This window comes from Polaromonas sp., assembly GCF_013817205.1.
In the GTDB taxonomy this organism is placed as follows: domain Bacteria; phylum Pseudomonadota; class Gammaproteobacteria; order Burkholderiales; family Burkholderiaceae_C; genus Polaromonas.
In genome coordinates this window covers 25,911-36,891 of record NZ_JACDDD010000034.1, presented here as the reverse complement: position 1 = coordinate 36,891, position 10,981 = coordinate 25,911, and the positions used below count along the sequence as shown (strand labels likewise).

Annotated in this window: 14 protein-coding genes; 8 read left to right on the top strand and 6 right to left on the bottom strand. The window is 62.6% G+C overall.

The genetic code is table 11. The features are described from left to right. The 8 genes from H0W47_RS09915 to lysS all read left to right on the top strand — a co-directional run. Window positions 1-1,354 (top strand): FimV/HubP family polar landmark protein (locus H0W47_RS09915; RefSeq protein WP_296923799.1); only part of this gene is annotated, 1,354 nt, incomplete at its 5' end. A gap of 31 nt (window positions 1,355-1,385) precedes the next feature. After that, a complete protein-coding gene (truA, locus tag H0W47_RS09910; protein WP_296923797.1) occupies window positions 1,386-2,168 on the top strand; it encodes a tRNA pseudouridine(38-40) synthase TruA in 783 nt (260 codons plus the stop codon). A gap of 2 nt (window positions 2,169-2,170) precedes the next feature. Beyond that, window positions 2,171-2,890 (top strand): phosphoribosylanthranilate isomerase, encoded by a 720-nt coding sequence (locus H0W47_RS09905; RefSeq protein WP_296923805.1) that lies wholly within the window; start codon window positions 2,171-2,173, stop codon window positions 2,888-2,890. Next, window positions 2,868-4,118: a tryptophan synthase subunit beta gene (gene trpB, locus H0W47_RS09900; protein ID WP_296923795.1), complete on the top strand. Its 1,251-nt coding sequence runs from the start codon at window positions 2,868-2,870 to the stop codon at window positions 4,116-4,118. The genes H0W47_RS09905 and trpB overlap by 23 nt, the downstream gene beginning before the upstream one ends. Further along, entirely contained in the window at window positions 4,115-4,948 is an 834-nt protein-coding gene (trpA, locus tag H0W47_RS09895) for a tryptophan synthase subunit alpha (protein WP_296923793.1), read from the top strand. Before trpB ends, trpA begins: the two co-directional genes overlap by 4 nt. 53 nt (window positions 4,949-5,001) lie before the next feature. Beyond that, entirely contained in the window at window positions 5,002-5,874 is an 873-nt protein-coding gene (accD, locus tag H0W47_RS09890) for an acetyl-CoA carboxylase, carboxyltransferase subunit beta (RefSeq protein WP_296923792.1), read from the top strand. A gap of 210 nt (window positions 5,875-6,084) precedes the next feature. After that, complete coding sequence (locus tag H0W47_RS09885) at window positions 6,085-6,741, top strand: LON peptidase substrate-binding domain-containing protein (protein WP_296923803.1); 657 nt, start codon at window positions 6,085-6,087, stop codon at window positions 6,739-6,741. 103 nt (window positions 6,742-6,844) lie between these two features. Next, complete coding sequence (lysS, locus tag H0W47_RS09880; RefSeq protein WP_296923790.1) at window positions 6,845-8,398, top strand: lysine--tRNA ligase; 1,554 nt, start codon at window positions 6,845-6,847, stop codon at window positions 8,396-8,398. 43 nt (window positions 8,399-8,441) lie between these two features. Here lysS and H0W47_RS09875 read toward each other — a convergent pair whose 3' ends face one another. The 6 genes from H0W47_RS09875 to H0W47_RS09850 form a co-directional block, all read right to left on the bottom strand. After that, window positions 8,442-9,023 (bottom strand): YdeI/OmpD-associated family protein, encoded by a 582-nt coding sequence (locus tag H0W47_RS09875; RefSeq protein ID WP_296923788.1) that lies wholly within the window; start codon window positions 9,021-9,023, stop codon window positions 8,442-8,444. After that, window positions 9,020-9,250: a hypothetical protein gene (locus H0W47_RS09870; RefSeq protein ID WP_296923786.1), complete on the bottom strand. Its 231-nt coding sequence runs from the start codon at window positions 9,248-9,250 to the stop codon at window positions 9,020-9,022. Before H0W47_RS09870 ends, H0W47_RS09875 begins: the two co-directional genes overlap by 4 nt. After that, window positions 9,247-9,678, bottom strand: a complete 432-nt coding sequence (locus H0W47_RS09865; protein WP_296923784.1) for a VOC family protein — start codon at window positions 9,676-9,678, stop codon at window positions 9,247-9,249. Before H0W47_RS09865 ends, H0W47_RS09870 begins: the two co-directional genes overlap by 4 nt. Before the next feature lie 64 nt (window positions 9,679-9,742). Further along, window positions 9,743-10,156: a helix-turn-helix transcriptional regulator gene (locus tag H0W47_RS09860; protein WP_367265221.1), complete on the bottom strand. Its 414-nt coding sequence runs from the start codon at window positions 10,154-10,156 to the stop codon at window positions 9,743-9,745. Between the two features lie 73 nt (window positions 10,157-10,229). Next, window positions 10,230-10,661, bottom strand: coding sequence for a hypothetical protein (locus tag H0W47_RS09855; protein WP_296923780.1), 432 nt, complete (start codon window positions 10,659-10,661; stop codon window positions 10,230-10,232). A gap of 21 nt (window positions 10,662-10,682) precedes the next feature. Then, a complete protein-coding gene (locus H0W47_RS09850) occupies window positions 10,683-10,943 on the bottom strand; it encodes a DinB family protein (RefSeq protein ID WP_296923779.1) in 261 nt (86 codons plus the stop codon). Window positions 10,944-10,981 lie beyond the last annotated feature (38 nt).

Here is a 10,981-nt window from a genome sequence, read left to right as displayed (position 1 = left end):
GGCCAGTCCGGCCGCAAGCGCGTCGGCGCCGGCGACCGGCGCGGCTGCAACCGTCGCTCCCACCGTCAGCGCGCCGGCCCCCACACCGACGCCCGTGAAAAAGCCAGTAGTGGTACCGCCACCCCCGCCAGAGCCCAGCCTGATCGATGAGTTGCTCGAAAACCCGCTGATTCTGGCCGGCGGCGCTGCCCTGCTGTTGCTGCTTGTGGGCCTGGCTGTCTACCGTTCGCGCCGGCATAAAAATGCGGTCGCCGTGGACAGCTCTTTCCTCGAAAGCCGGCTGCAGCCCGACTCCTTCTTCGGCGCCAGCGGCGGCCAGCGCATAGACACCAACGAGTCCAATGCCACTGGCTCGTCCATGGTGTATTCGCCGAGTCAGCTTGATGCAGCTGGCGACGTGGATCCGGTCGCCGAAGCCGACGTCTACCTGGCCTATGGCCGCGACCTGCAGGCTGAGGAAATCCTCAAGGAAGCCATACACGTCAGCCCGACCCGTATCGCCATCCACGCCAAGTTGATGGAAATTTATGCGAAGCGGCGCGATGCTGCAGCCTTTGCGGCCGTCGCCGCCGAAGCCTACAACCTGACCCGGGGCCAAGGTGTGGAATGGGCCCACATGGCCGAAATGGGGCGTGACCTCGACCCTGCCAACCCGATGTACCAACCTGACGGTCAACCACCGGCAGCGCTTGGCGCGGCGGTGGCGGCGGCGGGCCTGGCCACCACTTCCTTTGCCACCCAGACCACCCCACTACCGCCGCAGGCCGCTCCCGAGCCCGAAGCCTCAGCGGTTGACTTCGACCTGGACCTGGATTTTTCGCTGGGCGACGAAGAGGCAGCCCCATCAGCTCCCGCGCCTGCGCCGTTTGCACGCACCGAGCGGACGTTGGCAATGCCCACAGTGCCGCCAGCTGACCCTGTCGACAACGGCATGGACTTCAGCCCAGCCAGCTTTTCCATGCCACCGGTGGCTTCACCGACTCCGCCGGCGCCAGTGGCCTACGCCCCACTGCCTCCGATGGACGCCGGCCTGAGCTTCACCACCGACGAACCGGCCGTCACCACTGCGGCCACACCGCTGGACACCTCCGGCGGCATGCTCGAGTTCGACATGGGTGCCCTCTCGCTGGATCTCGACAGTCCGACCACAGAAAGCCAGAACATCGCCCCTGCCAACGTCCCTGCGCCCGCCATGGATGTGGACGACCCGCTGGAGACCAAGTTCGCGCTGGCCGAGGAGTTTCGCGCGATTGGTGACGATGACGGCGCGCGGTCCCTGGCCGAGGAAGTGATGGCCCACTCGAGTGGTTCACTCAAGGCCAAGGCCCAGGCTTTCCTGAACGCACTGGCCTGACACTTTTGCACCTTCTCCCTGGGAGCTGCCCGTGAGGATCGCTCTGGGCCTCAGTTACAACGGCGGCGCCTACGAAGGCTGGCAAAGCCAGCTTTCAGGCAAAACCGTGCAAGACCAGCTTGAAAAGGCGCTGGGCAAGTTTGCCGACCAACCGATCCGCACCCTTTGCGCCGGGCGCACCGATGCCGGCGTGCATGCGCTGATGCAGGTGGTCCACTTCGACACCCAACTCACGCGCGAACTGCCCTCCTGGGTGCGCGGCACCAATGCTTTTTTACCCCGCGATATCGCCGTGCAATGGGCACGCACCGTGCCCGGCGACTTCCACTGCCGCGGCAGCGCCACCAGCCGTCGCTACGCCTACGTGCTGCTGGAGTCGCCGGTGCGCCCCAGCGTCGAGGCGGGTCGGGTCGGTTGGGTCTATCGCCGGCTGGACGCTGCGGCGATGCGCGAAGCCATCACCCACCTGATTGGCGAACACGATTTTTCATCCTTTCGCGCTGCCCAGTGCCAGGCCAAAACACCGGTCAAGACACTGACGCGTATTGAGGTCTCCCAGCGGGCTGGCTACTGGCGGTTCGAGTTCGAGGCCAACGCCTTTTTACACCACATGATCCGCAACATCATGGGTTGCCTGCTCACCATCGGTCAGGGCCAGCAGCCACCCGGCTGGATGGCCGAGGTGCGGGACGCGCGACGCCGCGACGTGGCCGCGCCCACATTTTCGCCCGATGGCTTGTACTTTCTGGGGCCGCGTTACGAAGCCCGTTATGGTCTGCCGGAACGCACGTCAGCATATGATTGGTTGCCATGACCATGCACCGGACTCGTATCAAGATCTGCGGCCTGACGCGGGAAGAGGATGTGGACGCGGTGGTCGCAGCTGGTGCCGACGCGGTGGGTTTTGTGCTCTACGCCCCCAGCCCGCGCTACGTCAGCGCCGAACGCGCAGCCGAACTGGCCAGCCGCCTGCCCCCTTTTGTAACGCCAGTGCTCCTTTTTGTGAACGCATCCGCTCCTGAAATCATAGCTGCTTGCGCCCGCCTGCCAACGGCTTTGCTCCAATTTCATGGTGATGAATCGCCGCAGGCATGCCTTCAGTCAGGCCGGCCTTTCATGCGTGCCGCACGAATCCCCCTCGACGAAAACCCCGGCCATGGGAGTGTCGCTTTTGATCTCGTAAAATACGTGCAAGACTACAAAGAAGCCCAGGCCATCCTGCTCGACGCGCATGTCGAAGGTTATGGCGGCGGCGGAACAACATTCAATTGGTCACTTCTTCCTCCAAGCGTCAACGCTCACCTCGTTTTGTCTGGTGGACTCACACCTGCAAATGTGACCGATGGCATTTTGCAAGTCAGGCCGCGTTGTAAAACGCTGGCCGTTGATGTCAGTTCGGGCGTCGAGATTTCCGCTACCGGAGGGGCCACCCTCAAAGGAATCAAAAGCGCCGAAAAAATCAACCAGTTTGTTGCAGCCGTTCGCGCTGCCGACGAACAACTTGTGAAGAACAATGTACGACTACCAGCAACCTGACACGACAGGGCATTTCGGGATTTATGGCGGCAGTTTTGTCTCTGAGACACTGACCCATGCCATCAACGAACTGAAAGCGGCTTACGCCAAATACCAGCATGACCCGGAATTTCTGGCTGAATTCCATGCCGAGCTCAAGCACTTTGTAGGGCGCCCCTCTCCGGTTTACCATGCGGCCCGCATGAGCCGGGAACAAGGCGGCGCGCAGATTTACCTCAAGCGCGAGGATCTCAACCACACCGGCGCACACAAGATCAACAACACCATCGGCCAGGCCATGCTGGCCAAACGCATGGGCAAACCGCGCGTGATTGCCGAAACCGGCGCCGGTCAGCATGGTGTGGCCACGGCGACCATCTGCGCGCGCTACGGGCTGGAGTGTGTGGTGTACATGGGCAGCGAAGACGTCAAGCGCCAGAGCCCGAATGTTTACCGCATGAAGCTGCTGGGCGCCACCGTGGTACCCGTCGAATCCGGCAGCAAGACGCTGAAAGACGCGTTGAATGAAGCCATGCGCGACTGGGTCGCCAATGTCGACAACACTTTCTACATCATCGGCACCGTTGCAGGCCCCCACCCTTACCCAATGATGGTGCGGGATTTCCAGAGCGTGATCGGCGAGGAGTGCCTGGTGCAAATGCCCGATATGACAGGCGGCAAACAGCCCGATGCGGTGATTGCCTGCGTGGGCGGCGGCAGCAACGCCATGGGCATCTTCCACCCCTACATCGCCCACGAAAACACGCGTTTGATCGGCGTGGAAGCGGCTGGCGAAGGCATGGACAGCGGCAAGCACTCGGCATCGCTGCAGCGCGGCGTGCCCGGCGTGTTGCACGGCAACCGCACCTATGTGCTGCAAAACGAGGACGGCCAGGTGACCGAGACGCACAGCATCAGCGCTGGTTTGGACTACCCCGGCGTCGGGCCCGAGCATGCTTTTCTCAAAGACATCGGCCGCGCCGAATACGTCGGCATCACCGATGCCGAGGCGCTGTCGGCCTTTCACTACCTGTGCCGCACCGAAGGCATCATTCCCGCGCTGGAGTCCAGCCATGCCGTCGCTTATGCGATGAAGCTGGCCAAAACCATGCACCCCCACCAGTCCATCCTGGTCAACCTCTCGGGCCGCGGTGACAAGGACATTGGCACGGTGGCAGACCTCTCGGGCGCCGACTTTTATGACCGGCCGTCGATGCGCGGGCATGTCGTCAAAGGGGCATCAGCATGAGTCGTATTACTCCCACGTTTGATGCGCTGAAAGCGCAAAACCGCAAAGCCCTGATTCCCTACGTCACGGCGGGCTTTCCTTTCGCGGATATCACGCCAGAGATCATGCACGGCATGGTGGCCGGCGGGGCCGACGTCATTGAACTGGGTGTGCCATTTTCCGACCCGAGTGCCGACGGTCCTGTGATCCAGAAAGCCGGCGACAAGGCACTGGCGCTGGGCACAGGCCTGGTTCAGGTGCTGGAGATGGTGCAGCAGTTCCGACAGCAGGACAGCAAAACACCCGTGGTGCTGATGGGTTATGCCAACCCCATCGAAGCCTACGACATCAAACGCGGCAAAGACAGCTTTGTGCGCGATGCGTCGGCAGCCGGCGTGGACGGCATTCTTGTCGTGGACTACCCGCCCGAGGAATGCCAGGCCTTTGCCGCCACCCTGCGCGCGCACCAGATAGACCTCATATTCCTGCTGGCCCCCACCTCCACCGCCGCCCGCATGGCGCAGGTGGCCCAGGTCGCGAGCGGTTATGTGTATTACGTCTCGCTCAAGGGTGTAACGGGCGCCGGCACGCTGGACCTGGGCGCGGTGGAGGCCATGCTGCCGCGCATACGTGAACATGTCAGCATCCCGGTCGGTGTCGGTTTCGGCATACGCGACGCTTCCACCGCGGTAGCGATCAGCCGTGTCGCTGACGCCGTGGTCATAGGCACCCGCATCATCCAGTTGTTGGAGGACCAACCACGCGACAAGGCCGCTGCTGCGGTGCGTGATTTTCTGGCAGGAATACGCCAGGCGCTAGATGAATCGACAGCCCCGGCGAAGCGCGCATAATCCCCTTTCTTTACGGCTTTCCCCTCCAGGATTCCCCCCTCAAGGACTGACCCATGTCTTGGCTAGAAAAACTTCTCCCCCCCAAAATCACCCCCACCGACCCGACCGAGCGCCGCAGTGTGCCCGAAGGCCTGTGGGTCAAGTGCCCCAGCTGTGAAGCGGTGCTGTACAAGACCGACCTGGAGAAAAACCAGAACGTCTGCCCGCAGTGCAGCCACCACCACCGCATGGACGCCCGGGCCCGGCTGGACAGCTTTCTGGACCCGGAAGGCCGTTATGAAATCGGCCAGGAAGTGCTGCCTGTCGATCCGCTCAAGTTCAAGGACAGCCGCAAATACCCCGAGCGCCTGAAGGAGGCGCTGGAAAACACTGGCGAGACCGATGCCCTGATCGTCATGGGCGGCGCGGTGCACAGCATAGGCGTGGTGGTGGCCTGTTTTGAGTTTGACTTCATGGGCGGCAGCATGGGCAGCGTGGTGGGCGAGCGCTTTGTGCGCGGCGTGCATGCCGCCATCGAGCAGAAAGTGCCGTTTATCTGCTTCACCGCCACCGGCGGCGCACGCATGCAGGAAGGCCTGCTTAGCCTGATGCAAATGGCAAAAACCAATGCCTCCCTGACGCGTCTGGCCAAAAAAGGCCTGCCTTACATCAGCGTGCTGACCGACCCGACCATGGGCGGTGTCAGTGCCGGCTTCGCCTTTGTCGGCGACATCGTGATTGCCGAGCCGAAAGCACTGATCGGTTTTGCCGGCCCGCGTGTCATTGAGTCCACCGTGCGCGTGACGCTTCCGGAAGGGTTTCAGCGTGCCGAGTTTTTGCAGACCAAGGGCGCGGTTGATTTCATCTGCGACCGCAGGGAACTGCGCAAGACCGTGGCCAACTCGCTGGCCATGCTATTGCGCCAGCCGACCGACGCGGTCCTGTAAGCGCGGGCTCCCGGCGAGAGCCAGGTTTGCTATCAAAACAGGAGCTGTTCACGCCCGACAGACGGGGGCTGAAGCCCTATTTGACCCAAATTCTGGACAACCGGTTGGCGGTGCTGCCGGCCGTGCAGCCACAGCGCGTGCAGGGGGTAACAGGATCGTGGGAAGATGCTGCATCACCACCCGCGTTTCGTGAAACCATCCCCCGCACCGATGCCTGAAGCCCTGACTCTTTCCTCGCTGCCGCTGTTCCCGCTGGGGACGGTGCTGTACCCCGGCGGCCTGCTGCCGCTGCGGATTTTCGAGGTGCGTTACCTCGACATGATCAGCAAGTGCCACAAGACCGGCGCGCCGTTTGGTGTGGTGGCGCTGACCCAGGGCTCGGAAGTGCGCAAGCCCGGCGACGGCCTGAGCGGCGACCGCTTTGCCACCGAGGCCTTTCACACGGTGGGCACACTGGCCACCATCACCAGCTACGCCGTGCCGCAGCCGGGCCTGATGGTGATCCGCTGCAGCGGCGCCCAGCGCTTCGAAATTTCCAGCCATGAAAAGCTCAAACATGGCCTGTGGATCGCCGACGTCACCCGCCTCGACGACGACCAGCGGGTCTTGGTGCCGGACGATCTGCGCGGCGCGGCCAACGCGCTGGGCAAGCTCATCAAAAGCCTGCAGGAGCGCAACATGCCGGCCGACCAGATGCCGCTGGAGGCGCCCTACCAGCTTGACGACTGCGGCTGGGTTGCCAACCGCTGGTGCGAACTGCTGCCCATGCCGGTCGAGCTCAAGCAGCGCCTGATGCAGCTCGACAACCCGCTGGTGCGGCTTGAACTGGTCAGCGACATCCTCGAAAAAACCGGCATCGCGTTGTAGCAGTTGCGCCGCCCCGGCGCGGGCGACAAGGCAGCCTAAAATCAGCGGTTTGACATTCGGCCCGCACCTGCCGGCCTGCCCTCTTTCCTCGAGAACCCTTTCAATGTCCAACACGCCAACCAGCCCCGCGGCCACGCCCGCGCACGACGACAACCAGCTCATGGCCGAGCGCCGTGACAAGCTGCGCCTGATGCGCGAGCAGCAGGCCGGCGGCCAGGGTGTGGTCTTTCCCAACGACGTCAAACCGGAACACCGCGCCCAGGCGCTGTTTGCGCAGTACGACGGCAAGAGCAAGGAAGAGCTGGAGCCGCTGGCTGTCACGGTCAGCGTGGCCGGCCGCATGATGCTCAAGCGTGTGATGGGCAAGGCCAGCTTCGCCACGCTGCAGGACGCATCTTTCGGGCCCTCCGGCGGCCGCATCCAGGTCTATATCAACAACGAAGGTGTCGGCGAGGACGTGCATAACGCCTTCAAACACTGGGACCTCGGTGACATCGTGTCTGCAACCGGCACGCTGTTCAAGACCAAGACCGGCGAGCTGTCGATCCATGCCACCGGCATCCGACTGGTCACCAAAAGCCTGCGGCCGCTGCCTGACAAGTTCCACGGTGTGGCTGACCAGGAGGTCAAGTACCGCCAGCGTTATGTCGACCTGATCACCGATGTGGACGCGCGCCAGCGTTTTGCCGCACGCAGCAAGGCAGTCTCGACCATGCGCAGCTTCATGGTGGACAACCAGTTTCTCGAAGTCGAAACCCCGATGCTGCACCCGATCCCGGGCGGCGCCAACGCCAAGCCCTTTGTCACGCACCACAACGCGCTGGACCAGCAGATGTTTCTGCGCATCGCTCCCGAGCTCTACCTCAAGCGCCTGATCGTCGGCGGCTTCGAGCGTGTGTTCGAGATCAACCGCAGCTTCCGCAACGAAGGCATCAGCGTGCGGCACAACCCCGAGTTCACCATGATGGAGTTTTACGCCGCGTGGTGGAACTACCAGGACTTGATGACCTACACCGAAGCGCTGATTCGCCACGTCGCCACGCAGGTCGCGGGCGGCACGGTGCTGAGCTACCAAGGCAAGACGGTGGATTTGAGCCAGCCCTTCGAGCGCCTGACCATCCGCGAAGCCATCCTCAAACACACCGAGGCCGGCACCCATGTCGACGATGCCGCCTGGTTGGTCGCCACGCTGAAGAAAATGGGCAAGTTCAGCGCCAAGGACAAACTCGACAGCCGCTCACTGCCTAGCCTGCAGGTCATGTATTTTGAAGAGATGGTCGAGGAAAAGCTCTGGCAGCCGACCTTCATCATGGAGCACCCGACCGAGATCTCGCCGCTGGCCCGTGCCAATGATGCACGGCCGGAAGTGACCGAGCGCTTTGAGCTCTACATCACCGGCCGCGAATTCGGCAACGGCTTCAGCGAGCTCAACGACGCCGAAGACCAGGCCGCACGTTTCCTCGCGCAGTCCGACGCCAAGGACGGCGGCGACGAGGAAGCCATGCACTTCGACGCCGACTACGTGCGTGCCCTCGAATACGGTATGCCGCCCACCGGCGGCTGCGGCATCGGCATCGACCGCTTCATGATGTTGCTGACAGACAGCGCCAGCATCCGCGACGTGATCCTGTTTCCGGCGTTGCGGCGCGAGGCTTGAGGGCGACGGGGACCCGGTTGAAAAAGCGCGTTTTCAGGCCTGATCAGTCGCGCCGACCGGCCCCCGCACCAACTTGATCCGCTTCGCAGGGTGCACTGAGGCTTTTGCTGTAGAACCCGGACGGATCGAAGCAACAAACGCGTTTTTTGCCCGAACTCAGCATGTCGCAGGCATCGCTTATCCGGCTTTGACGGGTTTTTGCCTGTTTTGCGGACTCTATCCAGTGCACCCAATCGATCCGGGCAAGGGTTGTGGTGGCATCCCACGTGGCCTTGGCATCTGGGGTCGAGGCAAGCGCTTGACGGAAGTCTTGTGGAAGATCAGGCTCCGGCTCTTTCGCCACAGAGGAAAGCTCCAGCGTGACCATGTCTCCCGTTACAGCGCCAGAAGCTTCGAGCAGCGTTTTGTCGACCTTGAGCCAATGACTCAGCTGACCGTCTGGCTCCAGCGTGGCACGGAATGGATGGCCATTGATGGTGCCCTCTACACTCGTTCGGCCTCGCCGGGGGAGCTTTTCACTTGCAGTTTTTGGCAAAACAAGAAAGGCCCATGCGGTCTCCTTGCCCGCGCTGTCTACCCGAAGCAGCTTTGCCTTGAAGCGCGATTTTGTGGAGGCTTTTGTCATTGATCTTCCTGAAGGCGCGACGTTCGGGCGCCGGAGAAATAGGGAAGCGCGAAGAGATACAAGCCGGTCAGCAGTTGCAGAAACAAGGGCGGCAGCGGCGAGTAGGTCACCCACGGCGATGGCTCACCCGGCTCCAGCGCCCTGGCCGCGAAGTTGGCGAGCACGGCGAGCGTGAAGACGATCGACAGCCAGCGATGGCTTTGCCGCATCCAGTGGTTCCAGCTCATGGCTGCTCTCTCGCGTGAGGTCCTGCCGTGCGCTCAATCATTTTCCACCCGTTGCCGGACGGATCACGAAAGCCCGCGTCCACAGAGCCATAGCGGCTGATCGGTTCCTGCGTGAACTCCACCCCGCTTTCGCTCAGCCGTTCATAAGCCTTGCGGCAGTCATCGACCACCAGCACCAGCGGCGGCATGGCACCTTTGGCGACCAGCGCGTGCAACGCCTGGGCAGTTGCGGCGTCATGGACTGGCGGCCCCGGCTTGAACAAACCGAGCTGGAACGAGGATTGGTCCGGCAATTGCAGCGTCAGCCAGCGGTAGTCGCCATTGCGCACGTCGGTATGCACGCGAAAGCCCAGCTTGCCAACATAAAAAGCCAGCGCCTCGTCCTGGTCGCGCACATACAGACCGGCCACATCTACATATTGAGTCATCACACCTCCGTCGATTGGATTGAAGAAGGCACCGCACAGGCCTGGAAAAACCGGAAAGGTCTGCTCAGCGCACCCCCAGGTTTTTACCCGCAGTCCTTTCCCGCCGCTTCTCCGAAACTGCGGACTTGAGGTCCGGGCGATGCGCGGCGCGTGCAACGCACTCGGGCACATACGCCCGTCCATGAGGCGTCGTGCGCTCGCGCGCACGGAAAGCGGCCGGATTCTCGCCGGTTATATCGCGAAAGATGCGCCCAAAGCTGCCTATGCTCTTCCAGCCGGTTTCAAGCGCGATCTCTGTAATCGGCAAATCAGTATCGCGCAGCAGGGCGGCGGCCCGCTCGATGCGGCGCGTGAGCAGGTAGCGGTGCGGAGGCAGACCAAACGCCTGCTTGAACGAACGGGCGAAGTGTGCCGGCGAAACTGCGCCCACCAGCGCCAGGCGGGCGACAGGCCAGTCCTCGTGTGATGCTGCGTCCATTCGGTCCCTGGCGCGCAGCAGCCTGCGCAACAGTCCGGGGCTTTGGCTCACAGCCCCACCCACAGGTCAGCCTTCACAGGGTAGGCCACACGGCGACCACGCCGTAAAGATGCACCAGGCCGATGAACAGGCAGATGCCCGACGAAACCAGCCAGAAGGTGCGGGAGTTCTCGGGGAAGGCCGGATAGAGCAATGGGAAAGCCACGGCGCGGCCCAGGTAAACAGCGCAAATGGCGGGAAGAGCCAGCTTCCTCAGGGGCAAGGGATCGATCACACCGGCACCGCCCAACGCATAGGCCGCCCACACCAGGAGGACCCCAGAGATGGCGAGGGTGACCAGTGTAGGCTGCAGCGTGCCCGCCTCGACAGCCCGCGCCATTTTTTCGCCCGCGCCCATGAAGCGGTAGGCTGGCGCGCCCCACACAATACAAGCGAGATGCGCCAGTGAAGCGGTAGCGCTGAGAATGGCGCCGAGGATGAGGGCTTGGGTACCGGTCATGGGCATGGGGTGGGGGCGAAGGTTACCCTAAAGATTTGAGATGGGAGTCGGCTCCCGACTTGCCGGGTATTTGTCCGTATTGTCCTCTCGGTTGAGGGAGTCTCCGGGGCTGCGCGCCGGTTCGCTGACATGAAGAAAATTTGTGTACGGGTCCCGGGGTGGCGCGATGGCGATCGATTTTGATAGGTGACCGACGTTTCCACGGTGGTAGGCGCCATGGGAGATCAGATGCAGAAGCACTTCTTCACGGTTCAGGTTTTTGGGGGCTGAATGATCTTGGCCGCTCAATCAGATCCATGTCGTTGACAGAATCTTCCGGGCTCACC